This window comes from Pseudofrankia sp. DC12 (genome assembly GCF_000966285.1).
GTDB lineage: Bacteria > Actinomycetota > Actinomycetes > Frankiales > Frankiaceae > Pseudofrankia.
This window is the reverse complement of sequence record NZ_KQ031391.1, coordinates 810,825-834,017: the sequence shown is the minus strand read 5'-3', so window position 1 is coordinate 834,017 and position 23,193 is coordinate 810,825. Positions and strand designations below refer to the sequence as shown.

Below are 23,193 nucleotides of genomic sequence, written 5' to 3'. Positions count from 1 at the left end.
GACTGGGAGGGTTCCTGAGGCTGGGAGCCAGTTGCGAGAGTCTCGCAACAACGAGATAGTGGCGTAGTGATGACCACCCCCAGCACCAGGGAGGTGTCGTTCGGGACGCGGCTGGCGCAGTTCCGCGACAGCCTCAGCAGCGCGGACAAGCGGTCGCTCGCCGGGATGGCCGCCGTCATCGTCGTCCTGCACGTGGCCGGCTTCGTCGTGCTGCTCACCCTGGTGGCCCCGCACGGCTATCAGCTCGGCGGTGACCACCCGGTCTTCACCGCCGGGGTGGGCGTGCTCGCCTACACGTTCGGGCTGCGGCACGCCTTCGACGCCGACCACATCGCGGCCGTCGACAACGCCACCCGGAAGCTGGTCGCCGACAACGCCGCCGCCGAGGCCGCCGGGCAGGAACGACGGCGCCGGCCGCTGTCGGTCGGGTTCTGGTTCTCCCTCGGCCACTCGACGATCGTCTTCGTGTTGGCCTTCCTGCTCTCCGTCGGCGTCAAGTCCCTGGTCGGCCCGGTCTCGAACGACAGCTCCGAGCTGCACACCATCACCGGGGTCATCGGCCCGTCGGTGTCCGGCGTCTTCCTCTGGATACTCGGGATCCTCAACCTCGCCGCCCTGGTCGGCATCCTGAAGATCTTCCGCGAGATGCGCCACGGGACCTACGACGAGCAGGAGCTGGAGCGGCGCCTCGACTCCCGCGGCTTCATGAACCGCTTCCTCGGCCGGCTCACGAAGACCGTCACCAGGCCGCTGAGCATCTACCCTGTCGGGGTTCTGTTCGGGCTCGGGTTCGACACCGCGACCGAGGTGGGCCTGCTCGTCCTCGCGGGCGGCGCCGCGGCGTTCAACCTGCCCTTCTACTCGGTGCTGGTGCTCCCGATCCTCTTCGCCGCCGGCATGTGCCTGATGGACACCATCGACGGCGTCTTCATGAACGCCGCCTACGGCTGGGCCTTCGCCCGCCCGGTCCGCAAGGTGTTCTACAACCTGACGATCACGACCATCTCGGTGGTCGTCGCGCTGGTCATCGGCAGCATCGAGCTCATCGGTGTCGTGGCCGACCGATTCACGATCCGGTCCGGGCCGATCGCCTGGGTCGCCAACATCAACCTCGACTACGCCGGCTACGGCATCGTCGGCCTCTTCTTCGTCGCGTGGGCGATCGCGCTCGCGGTCTGGTACTTCGGCCGCGTCGAGGAACGCTGGTCGAGCAACCTGACCTATGAGCCCACCCAGTCAACCGAGCCGGCCTGACTCCCCTCGGGGCGGGAGGGAAAGCCCAGGTCACGCGCGGTCCACCCGCGGCGCGGACGCCCCGGGTGCCGCTCGGGTCACGCGTCATCGCGTGGGCGCCGGGTAAGCGGGAGGCCCCGCCGGGGGCTGGCCGGGGCACCTCCGCACCTCAGCCAGAGCAAGCGCGGACACCGCGTCGACGACAGCTTCTGGGTCACCTGGATGGACGCACCGCCCAGCAGCCCGCGTTCCACCAGCGCGGCCCGCAGCTCGCCCCTGGGCCCTGAGGAAGGTCGAGGATTGACCGGGTTCGAACATTCCGCTCACACACCTCTCGTCTCGAACGGACACGTTGGTCCTCGTCACCGATGCCTACGACGAGGAGCCTCATGTCCCGCCACAACCGCCCGCTGGCCGTGACCCTCGTGAGCCTGGCCGTCGCCGGCCTGACCGCCTGCCAGGCAGGCACCCTCGCGGCACAGGCCGCGCCCTCCAGCGCGGCCACGACGACACCGGCCGCGGGCCAGACCGCCATGGCCGGCGGCGAGACCGGCGGTTCCGCACCGGCCATGGCCCAGCCCGCGCTCGCGGCCGCTCCGGCGGCCGCGGCCGGTGCGTCGCCGGCCGGTGCGTCGCCGGCCGGTGCGTCGCCGGCCGGTGCGTCGCCGGCCGGTGCGTCGCCGGCCGGTGCGTCGACGTCCCCCGGCGCCGACGACGCGCGCCAGAACCGCTGCTCCGTGCCGCTGCCCGACCAGGTCATCGGCGCGCCGAGCGTCACCCCGGGCGGCGTCGACGGCGCGTGGGTCTGGCATGACGGCGCCGGCTGGCATCTGCGGGTCACGCACCCCTCGACCAACGCCGAGGTGTTCACCGGGACCGTCCGCAGCGCCCAGACCATCACCGCCAACCCCTTCGCGCTGGAGAAGGGTGACAGCTTCCACCTCTCGGCCGACCGGCACGTGCTGACCTTCAGCCTGACCAACCACGGCCGGATCGACGGCCTCGACCTCACCGACCAGTGCGCGATCTACACCCAGTTCGGCTTCCAGCTCGCCGGCTCCGAGCTTCCCGCCAGCGCGGTACACCTCGGCGCCCAAGGCGTCGCCGCGGCGACCGACCCGTTCATCGTCCGGCGAAAGAGCTGATCATCGGCCGCCGCGCGGTCAGCCCCGCGCGGCCAGCGTGTCGGCGACGAGGGCGTTGGCGTGGCCGTGCCCCAGGCCGTACTCCTTCTTCAGCCAGCCGACCAGCTCCATGTGATGGGTGACGCCGCTCGCCCTGATGATCGTCTTCCATTCGGCGATCGGTTGGCCGTACTTCTTCTCGATCGACGGGAAGTAGGACGCCGGTCCGCGCACCTTCGCGGCGGTGGGCTCGGTGGCCATCGGGCTGCTCCGCTCTCGTCGGGTGCGCCGCCGGTGTCGCACCGGCACGCTCACCTCGTTCAACCGGGCGACCCGCTCCCACTCATCGGCCGCCGGCCCGGGAATCGGCCCGCGACCGGCCCGGCGGTCAGTGGTGAAAGCCGGCGGCGGCCTCGGCGTGCGGCGGCCCGGGGCGGCTCGCGTCGGTGAGGCGCTCGACGACGCGGCGAAGGTCGGCGGCCAGCAGGTCGGCCAGGTCCGGGCCGAACCCGTTGCGGACGACGACGCGCAGCACGGCCAGCTCCTCCAGCGCCGGTGGGAGCCGGTAGGCGGGGACCTGCCAGCCGCGGGTCCGCAGCAGCTCCGACAGGTCGAACACGCTGAACCCCGCCGCGTCGGCATCGCGCACTGTGAACGCGAAGGCGGGGATGCCGCCGCCGGCACCGTCGGAGACCAGCTCAAAGGGTCCCATCCCGGCGATCAGGCCAGAAAGGCGGGTCGCGACGTCCCGGCAGCCCTGGATCACCTGGCGGTATCCCTCGCGGCCGTGGCGTAGCAGCGAGTAGTACTGCGCGACGACCTGAGCGCCGGGGCGGGAGAAGTTGAGCGCGAACGTCGGCATCGTCCCGCCGAGATAGTCGACGTGGAAGACCAGCTCCTCGGGCAGGTGCTCGTGGTCGCGCCACAGCACCCAGCCGACGCCTGGGTAGACGAGGCCGAACTTGTGTCCCGACGCGTTGATCGAGACCACCCGGTCGAGCCGGAAGTCCCAGAGCAGGTCCGGATCGCAGAACGGGGCCACGAAGCCGCCCGACGCGGCGTCGACATGTACCGGCACGTCAGGCCCGCCGCCGGCGGCGAGCCGGTCGAGCGCCGCCGCGATCTCGGCGACCGGCTCGTACGTCCCGTCGAACGTCGAGCCGAGGATGGCGACGACGCCGACGGTGTTCTCGTCGCAGTGGCGCACGGCCTCGTCGGCGGTGAGGTGGGTGCGCCCGGGCGCGAGCGGCACCAGCCGGGCCTCGACGTCCCAGTAGCGGGCGAACTTCTCCCAGCAGACCTGCACGTTCGCGCCCATCACCAGGTTCGGCCGGTCGGCCGGGAGACCCGCCGCACGGCGCGCGGCCCGCCAGCGGCGGGTCATCGCCAGGCCGGCGAGCATGCCCGCCTCGGACGAGCCGGTCGTCGAGCAGCCGACCGCGTCCGCCGCGTCCGCCGCGTGCCAGAGGTCGGCGAGCATGCTCACGCAGCGCGCCTCCAGCTCGGCGGTCTGCGGGTACTCGTCCTTGTCGATCATGTTCTTGGCGGCGCACTCGGCCATCAGCCGGTCGGCGTGCGGATCCATCCAGGTGGTCACGAAGGTGGCGAGGTTCAGCCGGGCGTTGCCGTCGAGCATCAACTCGTCGTGCACCAGCTGGTAGGCCGTCTCCGGGTCCATCGGCGCCGCCGGGATGCGGTAGCGCGGCAGTTCGCCGCTGGTCTCCTCGCCGGGGCGCGGCTGCCCCGCGGGCCACCGGAACTGCGGACGGACCGCCAGCCGCGCGTTCGCCTGGTCTCCCACCGTTTGCCTGTGCAGTGCCACGGGGCAAAGGCTATGCGGTCGCAACCAGCGTGGCGACAGGGCGTGGCCGGGTCCGGGCCGTCGAGGAACGCGCTTGGGTCGTCTAATGATGCTATGATCTGTCGGCTTTCGTGCTACGCGACCGCGCCGCACCGAGCCGACCAGCTGTCCGCGAACCGCCAGAGCCTGTGAACTATCAGAGCCTGTGAACAGGCAGAGTCCGCGGACCAGGCCCGCCCCGAGAGGTCCACCTCGACCGGCGCCGGCCGCTGCGCGGCGCGCCGGCGGTCAGGTGTGGCCGAGCCGACGCATCCGGGACCCGTCACCCCGCCGGCTGAGCGCCCGTTGCGCCTCGGTCGCGAGGTATGCCCGATGAGCGTCACAGCTGACCTCAGCACGTCCGCACCGAGTCACATCCCTACGACCACCGCCGCCCCGGACAGGCCCGCAGCCGCCGGGCGCGGGGAGCGGGCGCGTCCCCAGCCCGCGTCCGTCGCCGACGCGTCGCCCGAGTCTGGTGGCGCCGCCTATCGCTGGCTGGTCAGTCAGCCGGGCACCCGGCCGATGATGGCGGCGGGGCTGCTGGCCCGGCTGCCGGTCGCCATGATCGGTGTGGGCGGCATGCTGCTGGTGGCGGCGAGCACCGGCTCGTACCGCCTCGCCGGCCTGACGACCGCCGCGGTCGCGCTCGCCGGCGCCGCGTCCGGCCCGGCGATCGGCCGGCGCATCGACCGGCTCGGCCCCCGCGCGGTGCTTCCCGTGCTCGCCGCCGCCCACGTCGCCGCCGGCATCGCGTTCCTCGCGGCCGCCGTCGTGGCCGCGCCGGTGCCCGTACTGCTCGGGACCGCGGTCGCGACCGGCGCGACCCTTCCGCAGGTCGGCCCGGTGGCCCGGCAGCGATGGGCCGCCAGGCTTCCGGCCGGCGCTCGGCTGGACGCCGCCTACGCGCTGGAGTCGGCCATCGACGAGATCACCTTCGTCACCGGGCCGGCCGCCGCCAGCGCGCTCGCCGGCCTCACCCCGTCGGCCGGTACCGCTGCCGCGCTGGTGCTCGCCGCGGTCGGCACCGCCGCCTTCACAGCGCTGTCCGGCTCGGCTCCCGCGGCTGGGAAGTCAGCCGTCCCGGACCTTTCCGCGTCGCCGGACCGGCTCGCCTTGCCGGCCAGCGCCGGCGCGTCGGCAGCCGGCGAGCCCATGGCCGGCCCGTTGCCGGCCGGTGAGCCGGTGGTCCGCGAGCCGGCCCCGGGTGAGCGGTCGATGGCGCGGATCCACGGGCTGGTCCCGCTGCTGGCCTCGGCGGCCGCGCTGGGAATGTTCTTCGGCGCCTCGGACGTCGCCCTGGTCGCCTACGGCCGCGCGCATGGCTGGGGAGCCGCGTCGGGGCTGCTGCCGAGCACGCTGACGGCTTCCAACCTGTGCGCCGGGATCTGCTACGGGATGGTGCGCTGGCGGTCGAGCCTGCCGCGTCGGTTCGCCGTGGCCGCCGGCCTTTTCGCCCTCACCGCCTCGGTGGCGCCGCTGGCGGCCTCGGTCGGCGGTATCGACGCGGTGGTCGTCGCGGTCGTGATCGCCGGCCTGCCGCTGACTCCTCTGATCATCAGCTCGACCACGATCGTCGGCGAGCTGGTGCCCGCGCACCGGCGGACCGAGGGCTTCGGCTGGACGGTGATCGCGAACGGAGTCGGCGTCGCCGCCGGGGCCCCGCTGGCCGGCGCGCTCGTCGACCACGCCGGCGCGACGTCCGCCCTAGTGGTCTTCCCGGTGTGCGGGTGCGCGACGGGGGCCACCGCCCTGCTCGCCGCCTGCCGGCTGTCGGGCCGCCGCCACGGCGCGGCGGGGGCTGGTCTTCCCCCGCCGCGCCGTGGCGGCTGACGGGTCGGCGGTCGATGATGCACGCGGGCCGGGCCCAGGCCCGCGCCGTCCGGGCAGGCTGGCGGCGCACGACCGACGAGGAGCGCGGTGCCGCATGTGTCGTCTGTTCGGGATGAGCAGCTCGCCGCTGCGCACGCACGCGACGTTCTGGCTGCTGGACGCCCCTGACAGCCTCAGCGACCAGAGCCGGCGGGAGCCGGACGGCGCCGGGATCGGCTTCTTCGGCGCCGACGGCTCTCCCGAGCTGTACAAGGCCCCGATCGCGGCCTGTGAGGACCGAGGCTTCGCGCAGGAGGCCCGGAACGTCGAGTCAGCCACCTTCCTCGCGCACATTCGGTTCGCCTCGACCGGAGCGGTAAAACAGCGCAATACCCATCCCTTCGAGCAGGAGGGGCGCATGTTCGCGCACAACGGGGTGGTCGAGGGCCTGGACCAGCTCGATGCCGAACTAGGCCTGGACCGGTTCCTGGTGAAGGGTGATACGGACTCCGAGCGGTTCTTCGCCCTGATCACCCGGGAGACTAGGATTTCCGGGGACATGGCCAGCGGCATCGAACGCGCCGCCCAGTGGGTCGCGGCGAACCTGCCGCTCTATGCCCTGAACCTGATTGTCACGACGCCTCGGGAGCTCTGGGCGTTGCGTTACCCCGACACCCACCAGCTCTACACGCTCGAACGTCAGCCTGGCGGCCACCACGGCGACCGCCACCTCGATCACAGTGGCACGAATGGCCGGATGCGGGTCCAGTCCCATGACCTGGCCGCCGCCCCCGCGCTCGTGGTCGCCAGCGAACGGATGGACGACAGCCCTGGGTGGCGCCCGATGGAGCCCGGCGAGCTGCTCCACGCCGGGCCGGACCTGCGGGTCACCCGCAGGATCGCCCTGCCCGACAAGCCGGCGCATCAACTCAGCCTGGCGGAGCTAAGGCCCGACGCTGCCGCTTCCCAGAAGGCGAAGTAGTTGGCCCTGATGCCCGCAACCCTCTGGAGCCGGAGTCGTGATCACCCCCGGCGAGGCCAGGGTGATCAGTTGCGGACCCGGAGCGCGTCCATGAGCAGGTCCAGCAGGCGGCCGGCCTGGCCGCGGTCGCCGCGGTCGGCGGAGGCGAGGGACATGGCGCTGAGGCTGACCAGGACGTCGTCGGGAGCCACGTCCGCGCGCAGCGTCGCGGCTGCCGCCCCGGCCCGCAGCAGGGTCTCGACGGCGTTGGTCAGCCGGTCGCGGCTGTGCGCGAACGGGTCACCGCCGGAGGCGATCAGCGCGCGCAGTGCGTCGCCCATGCCGCGCTTGGCGGCCAGGTAGTCGACGAACCGGTCCATCCAGGCGCGCAGGGCCTGGTCGGGCGGGAGGCCGCTGAGCAGGTCGTCGACGGCGTCGGCCAGCCGGTCCAGCTCGTTGCGGTAGGCCGCGTCGACCAGCGCCTCGCGGCTGGGGAAGTGGCGGTAAAGCGTGCCGATCCCGACACCGGCCTCCTTCGCGATCGCCTCCAGCGGCACGTCGGGACCGGCCTGGGACAGCACCCGGACGGCGACCTCCAGCAGCCGCTCGCGGTTGCGCCGGGCGTCGGCGCGCAGCGTGCGCGTGGCGGCCATCACATCACCTCCGGAATGAAGCGGAGGAGCCTCCGGTTAGTGTGGGCGATGGGCCGGAGGAAACTCCGGTTGAGCGTACCGACGGGAGCACGCCATGACCGACCGGATTACCACCTCGTTCTCCGCCGAGTCGACCGCCGCGGAGGTGATCGAGGGCATCGACCTCACTGGCCGGCGCATCGTCGTCACGGGTGGTGCCTCGGGGATTGGCGTGGAGACGGCGCGGGCACTGGCCGGCGCCGGGGCAGAGGTGACGCTGGCCGTCCGCAACGTCGAGGCCGGCGGCCGCGTCGCCGCCGAACTCACGGCCGCCACCGGCAGCAAGCAGATCCTCGTCGCCCCGCTCGACCTCGCCGACCAGGCCTCGGTCGCCGCCTTCGTCGCGGGCTGGGACGGCCCGCTGGACATCCTGGTCAACAACGCCGGGGTCATGGCCTCGCCGCTTGGGCGCACGCCCGAGGGCTGGGAGATGCAGTTTGCGACCAACCACCTGGGCCACTTCGCCCTCTCCGTCGGGCTGCACGACGCGCTGGCCGCGGCCGGCGGGGCCCGGGTCGTCTCGGTCAGCTCCAGCGCGCACCACCGGTCCCCGGTGGTCTTCGACGACATCCACTTCGAGCGGCGCCCCTACGACCCGTTCTCGGCCTATGGGCAGTCGAAGACGGCCAACGTGCTGTTCGCCGTCGAGGCCAGCAAGCGCTGGGCGGCCGATGGGATCACCGCCAACGCGCTCATGCCGGGCGGGATTCGGACCAACCTGCAGCGTTACGTGCCCGACCGGGTGCTCGAGCAGATGCGGACCGCTGCCGGCGGCGGCGGCCTGAAGTGGAAGACCCCTGAACAGGGCGCCGCCACCTCGGTCCTCGTCGCGACCGCCCCGCTGCTTGACGGCGTCGGCGGCCGCTACTTCGAGGACTGCAACGAGGCGGAGGCGGGCGTACTCACCGCCCGCAATGGCGTGGCCCCGTTCGCGCTCGACCCCGAGGCCGCCGCCCGCCTGTGGGAGGTCTCCGTCGAGACCCTGGCCGGCTAGCTCCCGGCACAGGCCGGACGGCCGGTGGACGGTGTGGGCGAGGCGGACCGTGGGCGGCGCTGGCACCGCCGTCGCGCCTGGCCGCGCCGCGCGGACCGGCCGAAATGGTCGCTCGCGGCCTGTAACGTCTACGGCATGGCCGAACGCCTCCCGCAACTGGAGCTCGGCAACCAGCTGTGCTTCGCGCTGTACAGCGCGAGCCGCTTCGCGATCCGGGCCTACGGGCCGGTCCTGGCCGAGATCGGGCTGACCTACCCGCAGTACCTCACGATGCTGGTGCTCTGGGAGGCCGAGAAGCCCCTCACGGTCGGTGACATCGGCGCGAGCCTGCATCTGGACAGCGGCACCCTGACCCCGTTGCTCAAGCGCCTGGAGGATCTCGGCCTGGCCGACCGGGCCCGCGATCCCTCGGACGAGCGGCGCGTTCTCATCTCGCTGACCGAGCAGGGAACGGCGCTGCGTGCCAGGGCCGCCGACGTCCCCCAGCGGGTGTTCCAGGGCTACGGGATCGACATCCCCACGGCGCTGCGGCTCATCGGCGAGCTGACGACGATCGTCGAGTCGCTGAGCCGGGCCTAGCCGCCTCCGCGCTGGCCCGCTGGGGCGGGCGCCGGTGCTAGGGGCCCGTGGTCCGGGCGCGGGCACCGTCCAGCAGCTCGGTGAGGCCGCCGGGGGCGTAGGGGCCGATGACGACCTGTTCGAGGACGCCGAGGCCGGTCCGGTCGCCCCAGGTCGCGCGCATGACCTGCTGCACGTGAATCGTGTCGAACGCGAGGACATCCAGGTCGGCGCATTGGTGGCTCTCGGCGCCGACGGCCAGCTCACCGTGCCATTTCCCGTGGCCCCAGGTGGGATGCAGGTAGCCGACGCCCTTCATCCGGAACGTGCGGATGGGCTCCAGCTCGACGGTCTCGCCGGGCCCGAGCACGATCGTGGCACTTTCGGAACGGCGCAGGCCCGGGGCCCAGCGGATCTTGTGGTGAACCCCGTCCAGCCGGCGGATTCCGGTCTCGGCGCCGAAGACCGGCGCGGCGTCGCCCAGTACGGGTAGAACGGCCGCGGTCTCGGACCACGGGACGCCGTGCGCGTCCTCGAAACGCAGATAGTGCAGGCACCGGTCGGGGAAGTTCAGCGGGGCCCAGAAGAAGCAAAGCTGCGGTGGCACGTTTCGGGGCGCCGCCGGGGCGGGATCACCGACACCGCGGATGCCCCAGGAACGGTCCTTGGTGCCGTAAGCGGGCGCGCCCATCGGGATATCGGTGCCGCCGGAGGAGAGGGTGCCCGACCAGGTGACCAGCTGGGTGGCCCGAGTGACGTCCATGATCATCACGGTGCCGGCGTGGCGGGTCTGGCGGGGTTCCTCGTACGCGGAGGTCCTGGCGGTCGCGGTCAGGTCCGCGACGAGCCCGTGCTCGGGGGCGGTGACGACGATCCGGGCGACCCGCATCGGTTCGACGATCTCGATGGAGATCGGGCCGATCCTCGTCTGGGTGCGGTCCAGCGGGATGCGCCCGGAGGCGAAGACTGACCGCTGGACGCCGTCGTGGACGACGCTGAACGCGGCGTCGATGATGCCGCGGTTCGGGTAGAGGCCGAGCGCCACGGCGAAGTACATGTTCTCGTCGTAGCCGTTGAACCAGAACCGGTCGTACTGGTCCGGGTGGCCGTCGCCGGCGTGCGCGAGCGGGAGCGCCGTCTGGTGCACCGGGTAGTCGTCAAAGGGGATGAGCACCAGGGTTCCTCTCAGCGTGCGGGCGCGACGAGCGGCGGCGCCGCGACGGCCTCAGCCGGTCGGCGCTTCGAGTGTCGGCTCCCGGCCAGCGGGCTCCTGGCTACCGGAGACCTCTTCCTGAGCGCGCTCGCTTCCGGGGGCATCGCCGTCGGGGGCATCGCCGTCGGGGGCGCTGCCGTTGGCGGTGGTGCCGTTGGCGGTGGTGAAGAGGGGTTCGTCGGTGACGGTGAAGTGGTGGTCGCGGAGCTGGAAGGCGCGTTTGGTGCCGTGTTGGGCGCGGGTTTTGACGAAGTTGTATTCGTCGTCTTCGAAGCGGAGGTTGGTGCCGTAGGCGTGGAGGAGGTAGCTGGTGGTTTCTTCGCCTTGGTAGTTCTGGAGCTGTTCGATGAGGCGGAAGGCTTCTTTGGCGATGGTGATGCCGTCGGCGGGCATTTTGGCGGCTTTGCGGGCCCAGTGTTCGGCGCGGGTGGTGGCGTCGGTGGTGGTGCCGACGGTTTCGGTGAAGATGCCGAGGTGGGCGAGTTCGGCGGCTTGGATGATGTCGCCGGTGAGCAGGAGGCGGCGGGCGAGGACGGGGCCGAGTCGGTAGAAGAACATGTGCAGGGAGCCGAGGGCGGGGCCGAGGAAGCGGGTGGCGGGCATGCCGATGCGGGTTTCGGCACTGATGACGGCGATGTCGGCCATGAGGGCGAGTTCGAAGCCGCCGCCGAGGGCGTAGCCGTTGACTTCGGCGACGGTGACTTTGGGGTAGCCGAGGAACTGGTGGTAGAAGTCGAAGGTGTGGCGGTCGACGGTGAGGCGGCGGCGTTGGCTGGGCCGTCGGGCGCGGTGTGTCTCGTTGTCCGCGCTGGTGTCGTTGCTGTACCAGGCGTAGGCGTTTCCCATGTCGGCGCCGGAGGAGAAGATGTTGTCGCTGCCGCGCAGGATGACGACTTTGATGGTGTCGTCGTCGGCGAGGGTGTCGAGGTGGGTGGCGAGCTGGGCGCGCATCGCGGGGCCGTAGGCGTTGCGCCGGGCGGGGTTGTCCAGGGTGAGCCGGGCGATGCCGCAGGAGTCGTCCCGCTCCAGCAGGACGCGGCCGTCCCGCGGCTGACCTTCACCCATCGCACGCACTCCTCGTCGCCGCCGTCCACCGGCAGGATGCCCTGCCGCCGGTCCATCGTATATATCTAGACATTACTGCGCCCGCTGGCTAGCATCGCCGCAATGCGAAGCGCTCAGGCCCGACGGGCCGCGGCGCGCCCGGCCTCGATCGGCCCTCGGCGCGGCGTCGCGGCGGCACCAGGCCGGCTCGCGGCGCGCGGATCTCCCGACTGCTTGCGCGGCGTCGTACCCATCGGCGTCAATCGAGGCAACGCCGTGCTCGAGGAGTCCTGGAGGCCGGTCGTGACGAAGACGTTCATCGACTACGAGGTCAGCGACGCGATCGCGACCATCACCCTGGACCGGCCGGAGGCCGCCAACGCCCAGACGCTGGAGCTGCTCGACGAGCTCGACGCGGCGTGGCGGCGGGCCGCGGACGACCCCGAGGCCCGGGTCATCGTCCTGCGTGCCAACGGCAAGCACTTCTCCGCCGGCCATGACATCAAGGGCGTGGGCGGCTCCAACGGCGCGCCGCCGAAGTGGACGCTGGAGGGCATCTACGAGATCGAGTCCCGGCGGTTCCTGGAGTACAGCCTGCGGTGGCGCAACGTGCCGAAGCCGTCGATCGCCGCCGTCCAGGGCGTCTGCATCTCCGGCGGCCTGCTGCTCGCCTGGCCGTGCGACCTGATCATCGCCGCGGACAACGCCACGTTCTCCGACCCGGTCGTGAACATGGGCATCGGCGGCGTCGAGTACCACGGCCACACCTGGGAGATGGGCCCGCGCAAGGCCAAGGAGCTGCTGTTCACCGGCCGCAAGATGGACGCCTACGAGGCCGAGCGGGTCGGCATGGTCAACCGGGTCGTGCCGCTTGCGGACCTGCGCGACGTGACCAGGGCGCTGGCGGCCGAGATCGCCACCAAGCACCCGTTCGCGCTGCGCCAGGCCAAGCGGGCCGTCAACCAGACGCTCGACGTGCAGGGCTTCTACGCGGCGGTCCAGTCGGTCTTCGACATCCACCAGACCGGCCACGGCCACGCGCTGTCCGAGAGCGGCATGCCGATCCTCATGCTGCTCGACGGCATGAAGGAGCAGCTCGCGAAGCCTTCGTCCAACGGCCGCTGACGAGCGCCTCGTGGGAGAGAGCGTGACGACGCAGCTCGAGCATCCGAAGTGGCTCGCCGCCGTGGCGCCGGACCGGCCCGCGGTGATCGCCGATGACGTCACGATCACCTACGCGGAGCTGGAGGCGAGGTCGAACCGGCTCGCGCACGCGCTGCGCGCGGCCGGGCTGGGCATCGGCGCCAACGTCGCGGTGCTGATGGAGAACCGGGCCGAGTACTTCGAGGTCACCTGGGCGGGGCTGCGCGCCGGCCTGCTGGTCACGCCGATCAACTGGCACCTGTCCGCCGCCGAGGCCCGGTACATCGTCGAGGACTGCGGCGCCGACGCGCTGATCGCGTCGGCGTCCTGCGCCGACATCGTGGCCGAGCTGGCCGGCGCCGGCCCGACGATCCGGCTGTCCGTCGGCGGGCCGGTCGACGGGTTCGAGCCGTACGAGCAGGCCGTCGCCGGTTTCGCGCCGACGCCGATCGACGACGAGGCCGACGGCGCGTGGATGTTCTACTCGTCGGGCACCACCGGCCGCCCCAAGGGGATCAAGCCGCCCGCGGTCGGCGGCCCCCTCGGCGCGCCGAGGGGGTTCACGGCGATGGTCCGGTTCCTGTTCGGCGGCGACGAGACCACCCGCTACCTGAGCCCTGCCCCGCTCTACCACGCGGCCCCGTCTGGCTGGACCAACGCGATCCACCGGATCGGCGGGACGGTCGTGCTCACCGAGCGGTTCGAGCCCGTCGAGTTCCTCCAGGCGATCGAGCGGCACCGGGTCACGATGGCGCAGGTCGTCCCGACCCACCTCGTCAGGCTGTTGAAGCTGCCCGAGCAGGAGCGCCTGGGCCACGACCTGTCCAGCCTGAAGACGCTCGTCCACGCCGCCGCGCCGTGCCCGGCCGACGTCAAGCGGGCCGTGCTGGAGTGGCTCGGCCCGGTTGTCTACGAGTACTACGCAGGCAGCGAGGGCGTCGGGTTCTGCTTCATCGGGCCGCAGGAGTGGCTCGCCCACCCGGGCTCCGTCGGGCGCTCCATGCAGGGCGCGGTCCACATCGTCGACGAGGCCGGGAACGAGCTGCCGGCCGGCGCCGACGGGCGGGTCTTCTTCGAGGCGGCGCCCCGCTTCGAGTACCACGGCGACGCGGAGAAGACCGCCTCCATGTTCGACGACCGTGGCTGGGCCACCTACGGCGAGATCGGCCATGTCGACGCCGACGGCTACCTCTACCTGACCGACCGTGCCACCAACATGATCGTCTCGGGTGGCGTCAACATCTACCCGCGCGAGCTGGAGGACGTCCTGATCCGGCATCCCCAGGTCGCGGACGTCGTCGTGATCGGCGTCCCCGACCCGGAGATGGGCGAGTCGGTGCGGGCGGTCGTCCGGCCCGCGAGCCCGCCGGCCGATCCGGCCGCGCTGGAGGCCGAGCTCATCGCGTACTCCCGCGCTCGCCTCGCCCGCTTCAAGGCGCCCCGGTCGGTCCGGTTCCTCGACGAGTTCCCCCGCCTGCCCACCGGCAAGGCCGCCCGCCGCCTGTTGCCGCCGGACGTCCTGGGCTGACCGTCCTGGGCTGACCGTCCTGGTCTGGCCGGTCCTGGTCTGGCCGGTCCGGGTCTGGCCGGTCCGGGCCTGTCCGGTCCGGGCCTGGCCGGGCCTGGCCGGTCCTGGTCTGGCCGGTCCGGGCCTGTCCGCGTCGTGGCGTGCCCCGAGGCCGCCTGCCCCGAGCTGGCGTGGCCACGGCCGGCCCGGGGCGGCCGGTGGCGCCGGGCGACGCGGGGGAATATGACGGAGCCATGCTCCCGGTGACCTGTCGTCGGCGTGTCCGCCGTGACGTCAATACATATAGACATTTAAGCGCAGCCTCGATACGATCGCCCCGGTGAACGGCATGGGATCCGCCACGGGCGCTGGCGTCGTCGTCGAACGCGACGGCGGCGTGCTGCGGATCGGCCTGAACCGCCCGGAGCGCCGCAACGCCCTCGGCCCGGCCGCGGTGCGGCGGCTGATCGAGACGCTGGAGGACGCGGCCGTCGACGACGGCCTGCGCGTCGTCGTCCTGGCCAGCCTCGGGCCCGACTTCTGCTCTGGCGCCGACTGGGCCGCGTCGAACACCAAGGGCGGCGAGCGGCCGCGGACGGGCAGCGTGCAGCGGCGCACGGCCCTGCAGGCGCACCGGCTCGTCCAGCTCATCACCGAGATCCAGCTGCCCGTCGTCTGCGCGGTGCGCGGGCACGCGGCCGGGCTCGGGTTCCAGCTGGCGCTGGCCGCGGACTTCACCGTGGCCGCCGAGACCAGCCGTTTCTGGGAGCCCTTCCTGGCCCGGGGCTTCAGCCCGGACAGCGGCGCCACCTGGCTGCTGCCCCGGCTGGTCGGTGTGGCCCGGGCGAAGGAACTGCTCATCCTGGGGCGCCGGCTGTCCGGTGCCGAGGCCGCGGCCTGGGGCCTGATCTACCGGGCCGTGCCCGACGCCGAGCTCGGCGACGCCACCGCCGCCCTGGTCGCCGAGCTCGGCCAGGCCGCGACCGTCGCCGTCGGGCTGACCAAGCGGTCGGTCAACCGGGGCTTGGAGCTCGGGCTGGCCGAGGCGATGGAGCAGGAGGCCTACGCGTTGGAGCTGTCGTCCCGCACCGGCGACTTCCGGGAGGGGCTCGCGGCCTTCCAGGAACGGCGCGCCCCGAACTTCGGCGGCCGCTAGTGGCGATCGAGACCACGATCGAGGCCGGCGACGGCTTACCGCTGACGGCCGCGGCCCTGCTGCGGGAGCGGGCCGCCCAGTACGGCCCGCGGGTCCTGCTGGTGACCGACGACGACGTCCTCACCTACGCCGAAGCCGACCGGCGGTCGCGGGAGCTGGCCCGGGGCCTGCTGGCGCTCGGCGTCGGCCGGGGCACCCACGTCGGGCTGCTGTTCCCGAACGGGAGCGACTTCGTCGTCGGGTGGCTGGCCGCCGCCCGGGCCGGCGCGGTCACGGTCCCGCTGAGCACGTTCTCGACCAGCGCGGAGCTGCGCGGGCTGCTGTACAACGCGGACGTCGGGGTGCTGCTCGCGGCCCGCGGCTTCCGCGGCCATGATTACGTCGCCGCGCTCGGGGCGGCCGTCGACGATCTTGATCTCCAGGCCGGGCAGCCGCTGCTGGCCGCGTCGATGCCGGTGCTGCGGCGCGTGTTCTTCGCCGCCGGCGCGGACGCCGTCGACGACGGCCGGGTCGGGCCGGCGTGGACGCTGGCCGCGCTGGCGCGCCACGGCGTCGCGGTGGACGACGACCTGGCGCTGGCGGTCGAACAGTCCCTGGCGCCGAGTGACCGTCATGTCATCGTCCACACGTCCGGGTCGACAAGCGCGCCGAAAGGCGTGGTCCACACCCAGGGCGCGCTGATCCGCCATCTGGCGAACCTGAACGACATCCGCCGCTACACCCCCGAGGAGGCGCTCTTCTCGAACTCGCCGTTCTTCTGGGTCGGTGGGTTCGCCTACGCGCTGCTCGGGACCCTGGTGGCCGGTGGCCGGCTGGTCTGCTCGAACGCGTCCGATCCGGCGGATGTGCTCGACGTCCTGGAACGTGAGCGCCCGACCATGGTGAACGGCTACGCGCAGTCGGTGGCGGGCCTGCGGGCCGACCCGACGTTCGCCCGCCGGGACCTGTCCTCGATCCGCCGCGGCAACCTCTACTCGATCATGCGCGCCGACGTCCGGCCCGTCGACCCGCTGCTGCGCCACCAGATGCTCGGGATGACCGAGGCCGGCAGCGTCTGCCTGGTCAGCGCGGACGAGGGCGACCAGCCGGAGCGGCGCCGCGGCTCGTTCGGGCGCCCGGCGCCGGGCTTCGAGGCCCGGGTCGCCGAGCCGGATGGCTCGGAATGTGGCGTCGGCGAGGTGGGGGAGCTGTGGCTGCGGGGCCCGTTCCTGATGGAGGGCTACTACAGCCGGGAACGCCACGAGGTGTTCGACCCCGACGGGTGGTTCCACACCGGCGACCTGTTCGCCGTCGACGACGAGGGCCTCTTCTACTTCCACGGCCGGCGCGGCGACCTGATCAAGACCGGCGGCGCGAACGTGTCGCCGAGCGAGGTCGAGGCGGCGATCCGCGACGTCGCGGGGCTCACAGCGCACGTCGTCGGCCTCGACGACCCGGCGCGTGGGCAGATCGTCGCGGCGGCGGTCCGGGTGCCGTCCGGGGGCGACGTCGACGCCGGCGACCTGCGCCGCCAGCTGGCCGGGCGGCTGTCCTCCTACAAGGTGCCGCGCAGGTTCGTCCTGCTCGCCGACGACGAGGTGCCGACGATGTCCAGCGGCAAGATCGACATGCCCGCCCTCAGGGAGCTGCTGCGTGCCGCCCGCTGAGCCCGCGGCGCTGACGATCTCCGGGCTGCTCGCAGTCCGCCGGCGCGAGGACGGCGGCCTCGGGGCGCTGGTCGGCGACGACGAGGCGGTCACCTACCACCAGCTCGACGACGCGAGCCGGGCGCTCGCGGCCCGGCTGGTGGCCGCCGGGGTCGGCAAGGGCAGCCGGGTCGGATCGGTGATGCCGAACGGCGTCGGCTGGGCGGTGCTCGCGCTCGCCGTGACCAGGATCGGCGCGGTCCTCGTCCCACTGTCGACGCTGCTGCGCCCGCCGGAGCTGATCGCCCAGCTGCGGGCCGCGGCCGTCACCTACCTCGTCGCCGTGCCGGCCTTCCGCGGCCGTGACTACCTCGCCGACCTGGAGGCCGAGGTGCCGGGCCTGGCCGGGCGCCTGCGGGCCGGCCGCCGGCATCCGGGCGTGCCGTCGCTGTGCCAGGCCTGGACCTCGGCCGACCTGCCGACGGCCGCGGTGGCGGCGGCGCTGGTCGACGCCCACGAACGGGCCGTGCGGCCCGCCGACGACCTCGTCGTCCTGTTCACGTCCGGCAGCTCGGGCGAGCCGAAGGGCGTGCTGCACACGCACGGCAACGCGCTGCGCGCCGTCGTCAGCAGCCTGGGCGCCCGGCGCGTCGGCCACGGTGAGCGGCTCTACATCCCGATGCCGTTCTTCTGGACCGGCGGGTTCGGCGCCGGCCTGCTCTCGGTGCTCGTCGCCGGTGCCACGCTGCTCACCGAGGCGGAGCCGGAGCCGGGCCGCACGCTGCGCTTCCTCGAACGGGAGCGGGTCACGCTGTTCCGCGGCTGGCCCGACCAGGCGGCGTGGCTCGCGGCGCACCCGGACTTCCCGGCCGTCGACCTGTCGTCGCTGCGGCCGGGCAGCCTCGGCGCGGTCCTGCCCGCGGCGCAGCGGCCCGCCGCGGGGGCGCGGGCGAGCCTTTTCGGGATGACCGAGTCGTTCGGCCCGTACTGCGGCTCCCGGCTCGACACCGACCTTCCCGAGGACAAGCGCGGCAGCTGCGGCCAGCCCTTCGCGGGCGTCGAGGTCCGCGTCGTCGACCCGGTCACCGGCCGGCCGCTCCCGCCTGGCGCCGAGGGGGAGATCCGGCTGCGCGGGCCGCACCTGATGCGCGGCATCTGCGGGCGCCACCGGGCGGACGTGTTCGACCGCGACGGCTTCTACCCGACCGCCGACGCCGGTGTGCTCGATGCCGAGGGCTTCCTGTGGTACCGGGGCCGGCTCGACGACATGTTCAAGGTCAGCGGCGCGACCGTGTACCCGCTCGAGGTCGAGACGGCGTTGCGCGCCCTGCCCGGGGCGCGCGAGGCCTTCGTCACCGACGTCGCCGACGAGGCGGGTGACCCGCAGGTCGCCGCGCTGGTCGTCGTGTCCCCGGACGCGGCCGGCGGTGCCGGCGACCTGGCCGAGGCGGTCAGGTCCCGGCTGAGCAGCTTCAAGGTCCCGACGCGGTGGCTCGTGGTTACCGACCCGGCCACGGTGCCGCGGCTGGCCAGCGGGAAGGCCGACGTGGGTGCGCTGCGCCGGCTGCTGCGGGACAAGGGTGTCGCCAGATCCCGGAAGGTGAGGCCGACATGAAGGCCATCGACTGCCTGGTCAACGTCCACCTGGGCGACGACAAGCAGCCCGAGTGGATGGTGCGGGTCAAGGAGGACTACTTCAAGGGTGGCGAGTCCTTCTTCCACAGCCCCGAGCTGCCCGAGCTGATCGACGCCATGGACGCCGCCGGCGTCGAGCGGGCGATCCTGATCTCGCGGACCAGCAAGGGGCCGGACCGGGCCGCGAGGTACGCCGAGGCGCGCCCCGACCGGTTCGCGCTCGCCGTCGGCGGCTTCAACCTGCTGCGCCCGATGGCGGCCCTGCGCACGCTGGAGTCCTACGTCCGGGACTACCCCGTCGCGTCCGCCACGGTGGGGCCGAGCTTCTGGGGCGACGGGATGTACCCGCCCACCGACGCGGTCTACTACCCGCTCTACACGAAGTGCTGCGAGCTCGACCTGCCGCTGTGCATGAACACCGGCATCCCCGGGCCGCCGATCCCCGGCGAGGTCCAGAACCCGATCTACCTCGACCGGGTCTGCGTCCGGTTCCCCGAGCTGAGGCTCTGCATGATCCACGGGGCCGACCCCTGGTGGGACACCGCGATCCGGCTGATGATCAAGTACAGGAACCTGCGGCTGATGACGTCGGCCTGGTCGCCCAGGCGGCTGCCCGCCTCGCTGCTGCACTACATGTCGACCCGGGGCCGCGACCGGGTCATCTTCGCCTCCGACCACCCGGTGCTCTCGTTCGAGCGCTGCCTCGCGGAGGCCACGAACCTGGGCCTCACCGACGAGGTCCGCCAGGCCTGGCTCTACGACAACGCCCTGTCCTTCTTCTTCGCCGACCGCGCCAAGGCCAAGTAACCCCCGAACCGGGGAAAACATCTATACATAAGGGGCGGCGGCCGGCTGGTCGGGCGTGCGCGACGACGGAAGGCGATGGGGATGGCCGGGAAGCCGTTTGCCTTTACCGAGGAGCAGCGGGAGCTGCGCCGGACGGTACGCGCGTTCCTGGAGCACGCGGCCCCGGAGCCGGAGGTGCGCCGCCTGATGGAGACCTCGGACGGCTATGACCCGGCGGTCTGGGCGCAGCTGGCCGGCGAGCTGGGCCTGGTAGGCCTCGCGATCCCGGAGGAGCTGGGCGGCTCCGGCGCTACGTTCGTCGAGGTCGCGATCGTCGCCGAGGAGATGGGGCGCCGCCTGCTGTGTGCGCCGTACCTGTCGACGGCGGTGCTCGCCGTCGGGACGCTGCTGCGCTCGGGGGATGCCGGGGCGCAGAAGGCCTGGCTGCCGGGCATCGCGGCCGGCGAGACCATCGCGACGCTGGCCTTCGCCGAGGAGAACGGGCGCTGGGACGCCAGCGGCGTCGCCGCCGTCGCGGCGCAGGCGGGTGACGGCTGGACGCTGGCCGGCACCAAGTCCTTTGTGCTCGACGGCCACACTGCCGACCTGTTGCTGGTCGCCGCGCGCAGTGCGGCCGGCGTGTCCCTGTTCGCCGTCCCCGGCGACGCCCCGGGCCTGACCCGGGCGCCGCTGTCGACGCTCGACCAGACCCGCCGGCTGGCCAGGGTCGAGCTCGCGGGCGCGCCGGCCACCCTGCTCGGTGAGGACGGCGCGGGCTGGCCGGTGATCGAGCACGTGCTGAACCTGGCGACCGTGGCGCTGGCCGCCGAGCAGGCCGGCGGCGCCGAGGCCGTCCTGGACATGGCGGTCCAGTACGCCAAGGACCGGGTCCAGTTCGGCCGCCAGATCGGCAGCTTCCAGGCCGTGAAGCACCGCTGCGCCGACATGCTGCTGGAGGTGGAGTCCGCGCGGTCGGCCGCCTACTACGCGGCCTGGTGCGCGGCCGGCGCCACGGCGGCCGATGGCGGCGACGACGAGCTGGCCAGGATCGCCGCCGTCGCGAAGGCCTACTGCTCGGAGGCCTACACCCAGGTCGCCGCCGACAACATCCAGGTCCACGGCGGCATCGGCTTCACCTGGGAGCACTCGGCCCACCTGTACTTCCGCCGGGCCAAGTCCGACGAACTGCTCTTCGGCGCCCCAGCCACCTGGCGCGACCGGCTGGCCACCAGCATCGGCGTATAGCCGATCATGTCGACGAGGTAGAGCTCGTCACGCCGTATACAGAACCCGAGCCTCCGCAAGCACCCGATCCCGGATGACCCATTTCAGCCGGGACCTGGGTACCAGGTCGACGTGCCGTCAACGATCTTTTCGAGATCGTCCTGGAGGTCGACGATCTCGTAGCCGAGCTTGGAGCCGGGCGCCAACACGTACAGGAGATCGACGTCCGACTCGTCGGTGTCGTCGCCGCAGGCAACTGAGCCGAAGACGGACAGCTCGGCGACGCCGTACCGGCGGCACGCCTCGGCGATCCGGGCATCGCGAAGATCGACGGCCACGTGGTCATGGTCTTCCGCGGCCGGTGCTGTGGGCTGCCTGCCGTCGGCGCGGCTCGCCGCTCAGCCGGCCGGGGCGGCGTCCTCGCGGCCCGCTCGGCCGCGCAGGACCTCGCGGTAGGGGCGGCCGCGGTCGGGGCTGGGCTCGCGGGGGAGGCCCAGGACGCGTTCGGCGGCGATGTTGCGCTGGATCTCGTCGGTGCCGCCGTAGATCGAGGAGGCTCGGGCGAACAGGAACGCCTTGCCGAACCTGCCGCCCTCGGCGGCGTCGTCCCCGGCGAGCAGGCCGCCCGCGTCGAGGATGTCCAGGCCGATCTCGGCGGCGAGCTTGGTGATCCGGGTCTGGGCGATCTTGCCGGTGCTGGCGATGGACGTGCCCGCCGCCGCGTCGCCCGCCGCGGTCTCGGCCTTGGCCCGGGCGGCGTTCCACTGGCCGACCTGCTGGTAGGAGTACAGGCGGGCCAGCTTCTGGCGGATGGCCGGGTCGGCGTCCCGGCCGTGCGCGTGGGCCAGCGCCACCAGGTCGGCGAGGGTGACGGTCAGCCCCTCGGGCGCGCGCAGCTTCGCGGCCTCGCCGGCCGTCATCCCGAGGACGCCGCCGTTCGGGCCGGGCGGGGGGAAGCCGGCGTGCGCGCCGCCGGCGCCGATCCCGGTCCGCTCGAAGTGCAGGGTCGTGTTCGCGGCCATCCAGCCCTTGCCCTCGCCGCCGACCAGGTCCGCGTCGAGGGCCACCGCGTCGTCGAGGAAGACCTCGTTGAACACGGCGTCACCGGTCATCTCCCGCAGTGGGCGGATCGTGACGCCCGGCTGGTCGAGCTTGAAGGCGAACCAGGAGATCCCGGCGTGCTTGGGGACGTCGAAGCTGGTCCTGGCCAGCAGCATGCCGTAGTCGGCCTCGCGGGCCTGGCTGCTCCAGACCTTCTGGCCGTTGATCACCCACCGGTCGCCGTCGCGCTCGGCCCGGGTGGTGAGCCCGGCGAGGTCGGACCCGGCGCCCGGCTCGGAGAACAGCTGGCACCAGCCGAGCCGGCCCTCCAGGATCGGCGGCACGTGCCGGGCGATCTGCTCGGGCGTGCCCAGGGTGAGGATGGTCGGGGCGGCCATCAGCAGGCCCAGGCCGCCAGGGGGCTGCAGGGCGCCGTGCGCGAGGAACGCGGCGCGCACCGCCCGCCCGGCCCGCTGCGGCAGGCCGCGGCCGCCCTGCTCGACGCTGAGGTGCGGGGCCGTCCAGCCGGCCGCGGCGACCACGCTCCACCACCGCTCGACGGTCAGCTCGGGGTCCCAGTGCTCCTGGAGCCAGGCGGTGACCTCGGCCCGCAGGGCCGCTCCCGAGCCTGCGTCGTCCGCCGCGCTGCTGGAGAAAGCCGTGCTCATCGGCGCCAACCCCTTGCGCGTGATCTTTGAAATATCTAGATACTAAGAGAACGGCCTCGATAGTATCGCCGCGGTCCGCGCGGCGCGGCCGATCCAGGAGGAGGCCCGATGGCGGCCATGTTCGTCGAACGCCAGGACGGTCTGGTCACCGTCACGTTCAACCGCCCGGAGAAGAAGAACGCGCTGAACGCCGAGAGCTGGGCCGACCTCGACCGGGTGCTGACCGAGGTCACGACCAATCCGGACGACCGCGCGCTGGTCCTGACCGGCGCGGGCGGGAACTTCTCCTCGGGCGCCGACCTGTCCGGCAGCGGCGACGCCGCCAGCGGGCTGACCGGCCGTGGCCGCCAGGCGATCCTGCACGAGATGCGGGTCGTCGGCGACATCATCAACCGGCTGCACCGGCTGCCCAAGCCGACCCTGGCCGTCGTCGACGGCGTCTGCGTCGGCGTTGCCCTCGGGATCGCGCTGGCCTGCGACCTGGTGCTCGCCAGCGACCGGGCCCGGTTCTGCGAGGTGTTCGCGCGCCGTGGGCTCGCGCTCGACGGGGGCACGTCCTGGACGCTGCCCCGCCACGTCGGCCTGCGCCGGGCCAAGCAGCTCGCGTTCTTCGGCGACATCCTCGGGGCCGAGGACGCGCTGGACTGGGGCCTGATCAACGAGGTCGTGCCGGCCGGCGAGCTGCCGAAGACGGCCGGAGCCTGGGGCCGCCGGCTCGCGGCCGGGCCGACCACCACGCTCAGCCTGATCAAGCGCCAGCTCGACGCCGCCGGCTCGCTCACCTTCGAGCAGGCGCTCGAGGACGAGGCCCGTTCCCAGCACATCGCTTACACGACCAAGGACATGGCCGAGGGCATCCGCTCGTTCCTGGAGCGGCGCGAGCCCCGCTTCACCGGCCGCTGACCGCTCTCGCCCCGGCCCGTCCACGCCGATGATC

General features: G+C 72.9%; 21 protein-coding genes. 14 read left to right on the top strand and 7 right to left on the bottom strand.

All coding sequences use genetic code 11. The annotated features are described in order from the left end of the window. The first annotated feature begins 69 nt into the window (after positions 1 to 69). Positions 70 to 1,254 carry a Nickel transporter NicT gene (gene nicT, locus FRADC12_RS03330; protein WP_045875506.1) on the top strand — a complete coding sequence of 395 codons (1,185 nt, stop codon included), beginning with the start codon at positions 70 to 72 and terminating at the stop codon, positions 1,252 to 1,254. A 368-nt stretch (positions 1,255 to 1,622) separates the two neighbouring features. Then, positions 1,623 to 2,378, top strand: coding sequence for a hypothetical protein (locus FRADC12_RS30835; RefSeq protein ID WP_052710664.1), 756 nt, complete (start codon positions 1,623 to 1,625; stop codon positions 2,376 to 2,378). Positions 2,379 to 2,396: 18 nt separating this feature from the next. On the opposite strand, the gene FRADC12_RS03315 is transcribed toward FRADC12_RS30835, so the two are convergent. Then, on the bottom strand, positions 2,397 to 2,618 hold the full coding sequence (locus tag FRADC12_RS03315; protein ID WP_045875504.1) for a DUF4287 domain-containing protein: 222 nt from the start codon (positions 2,616 to 2,618) through the stop codon (positions 2,397 to 2,399). A 127-nt stretch (positions 2,619 to 2,745) separates the two neighbouring features. After that, positions 2,746 to 4,179 carry a glutamate decarboxylase gene (gene gad / locus FRADC12_RS03310; RefSeq protein ID WP_045875503.1) on the bottom strand — a complete coding sequence of 478 codons (1,434 nt, stop codon included), beginning with the start codon at positions 4,177 to 4,179 and terminating at the stop codon, positions 2,746 to 2,748. 351 nt (positions 4,180 to 4,530) lie between these two features. Between gad and FRADC12_RS03305 the strand changes: the two genes are divergently transcribed. Together FRADC12_RS03305 and FRADC12_RS03300 are read left to right on the top strand one after the other, a co-directional pair. Next, positions 4,531 to 6,030, top strand: a complete 1,500-nt coding sequence (locus FRADC12_RS03305; RefSeq protein ID WP_045875502.1) for an MFS transporter — start codon at positions 4,531 to 4,533, stop codon at positions 6,028 to 6,030. 94 nt (positions 6,031 to 6,124) lie between these two features. Continuing rightward, on the top strand, positions 6,125 to 6,991 hold the full coding sequence (locus FRADC12_RS03300) for a class II glutamine amidotransferase (RefSeq protein WP_045875501.1): 867 nt from the start codon (positions 6,125 to 6,127) through the stop codon (positions 6,989 to 6,991). 65 nt (positions 6,992 to 7,056) lie between these two features. Here FRADC12_RS03300 and FRADC12_RS03295 read toward each other — a convergent pair whose 3' ends face one another. After that, on the bottom strand, positions 7,057 to 7,623 hold the full coding sequence (locus tag FRADC12_RS03295; protein WP_045875500.1) for a TetR/AcrR family transcriptional regulator: 567 nt from the start codon (positions 7,621 to 7,623) through the stop codon (positions 7,057 to 7,059). A gap of 94 nt (positions 7,624 to 7,717) precedes the next feature. Here FRADC12_RS03295 and FRADC12_RS03290 point away from each other — a divergent pair, with 94 nt between their 5' ends. Continuing rightward, a complete protein-coding gene (locus FRADC12_RS03290; protein ID WP_045875499.1) occupies positions 7,718 to 8,656 on the top strand; it encodes an SDR family NAD(P)-dependent oxidoreductase in 939 nt (312 codons plus the stop codon). 33 nt (positions 8,657 to 8,689) lie between these two features. Continuing rightward, entirely contained in the window at positions 8,690 to 9,235 is a 546-nt protein-coding gene (locus FRADC12_RS03285; RefSeq protein ID WP_283215113.1) for a MarR family winged helix-turn-helix transcriptional regulator, read from the top strand. A 37-nt stretch (positions 9,236 to 9,272) separates the two neighbouring features. Here FRADC12_RS03285 and FRADC12_RS03280 read toward each other — a convergent pair whose 3' ends face one another. Together FRADC12_RS03280 and FRADC12_RS03275 are read right to left on the bottom strand one after the other, a co-directional pair. Beyond that, a complete protein-coding gene (locus tag FRADC12_RS03280; RefSeq protein ID WP_045875498.1) occupies positions 9,273 to 10,388 on the bottom strand; it encodes an Rv3169 family protein in 1,116 nt (371 codons plus the stop codon). A 51-nt stretch (positions 10,389 to 10,439) separates the two neighbouring features. Continuing rightward, positions 10,440 to 11,492 carry an enoyl-CoA hydratase/isomerase family protein gene (locus FRADC12_RS03275; RefSeq protein WP_045875497.1) on the bottom strand — a complete coding sequence of 351 codons (1,053 nt, stop codon included), beginning with the start codon at positions 11,490 to 11,492 and terminating at the stop codon, positions 10,440 to 10,442. Positions 11,493 to 11,774: 282 nt separating this feature from the next. Between FRADC12_RS03275 and FRADC12_RS03270 the strand changes: the two genes are divergently transcribed. The 7 genes from FRADC12_RS03270 to FRADC12_RS03240 all read left to right on the top strand — a co-directional run bounded on the left by FRADC12_RS03270 (position 11,775) and on the right by FRADC12_RS03240 (position 20,568). Then, positions 11,775 to 12,596, top strand: coding sequence for an enoyl-CoA hydratase (locus FRADC12_RS03270; protein WP_045879027.1), 822 nt, complete (start codon positions 11,775 to 11,777; stop codon positions 12,594 to 12,596). A 22-nt stretch (positions 12,597 to 12,618) separates the two neighbouring features. Then, positions 12,619 to 14,142, top strand: coding sequence for an AMP-binding protein (locus FRADC12_RS03265; protein ID WP_232303586.1), 1,524 nt, complete (start codon positions 12,619 to 12,621; stop codon positions 14,140 to 14,142). Between the two features lie 328 nt (positions 14,143 to 14,470). Continuing rightward, the gene (locus FRADC12_RS03260) at positions 14,471 to 15,277 is read left to right on the top strand and encodes an enoyl-CoA hydratase/isomerase family protein (protein ID WP_045875495.1); all 807 of its coding nucleotides are present in this window, start codon (positions 14,471 to 14,473) and stop codon (positions 15,275 to 15,277) included. Beyond that, complete coding sequence (locus FRADC12_RS03255) at positions 15,277 to 16,923, top strand: class I adenylate-forming enzyme family protein (protein WP_232303585.1); 1,647 nt, start codon at positions 15,277 to 15,279, stop codon at positions 16,921 to 16,923. Before FRADC12_RS03260 ends, FRADC12_RS03255 begins: the two co-directional genes overlap by 1 nt. Then, complete coding sequence (locus FRADC12_RS03250) at positions 16,910 to 18,517, top strand: class I adenylate-forming enzyme family protein (RefSeq protein ID WP_045875494.1); 1,608 nt, start codon at positions 16,910 to 16,912, stop codon at positions 18,515 to 18,517. The genes FRADC12_RS03255 and FRADC12_RS03250 overlap by 14 nt, the downstream gene beginning before the upstream one ends. Next, positions 18,514 to 19,344: an amidohydrolase family protein gene (locus tag FRADC12_RS03245; RefSeq protein ID WP_045875493.1), complete on the top strand. Its 831-nt coding sequence runs from the start codon at positions 18,514 to 18,516 to the stop codon at positions 19,342 to 19,344. Before FRADC12_RS03250 ends, FRADC12_RS03245 begins: the two co-directional genes overlap by 4 nt. An 81-nt stretch (positions 19,345 to 19,425) precedes the next feature. Then, entirely contained in the window at positions 19,426 to 20,568 is a 1,143-nt protein-coding gene (locus tag FRADC12_RS03240) for an acyl-CoA dehydrogenase family protein (protein ID WP_045875492.1), read from the top strand. 83 nt (positions 20,569 to 20,651) lie between these two features. On the opposite strand, the gene FRADC12_RS03235 is transcribed toward FRADC12_RS03240, so the two are convergent. Next, positions 20,652 to 20,885 carry a nucleotidyltransferase family protein gene (locus tag FRADC12_RS03235; RefSeq protein WP_232303584.1) on the bottom strand — a complete coding sequence of 78 codons (234 nt, stop codon included), beginning with the start codon at positions 20,883 to 20,885 and terminating at the stop codon, positions 20,652 to 20,654. A 60-nt stretch (positions 20,886 to 20,945) separates the two neighbouring features. Then, on the bottom strand, positions 20,946 to 22,256 hold the full coding sequence (locus FRADC12_RS03230) for an acyl-CoA dehydrogenase family protein (RefSeq protein WP_045875491.1): 1,311 nt from the start codon (positions 22,254 to 22,256) through the stop codon (positions 20,946 to 20,948). Positions 22,257 to 22,364: 108 nt separating this feature from the next. On the opposite strand from FRADC12_RS03230, the gene FRADC12_RS03225 reads away from it, so the two are divergent. After that, entirely contained in the window at positions 22,365 to 23,159 is a 795-nt protein-coding gene (locus FRADC12_RS03225) for an enoyl-CoA hydratase/isomerase family protein (RefSeq protein ID WP_045875490.1), read from the top strand. Positions 23,160 to 23,193: the final 34 nt, after the last annotated feature.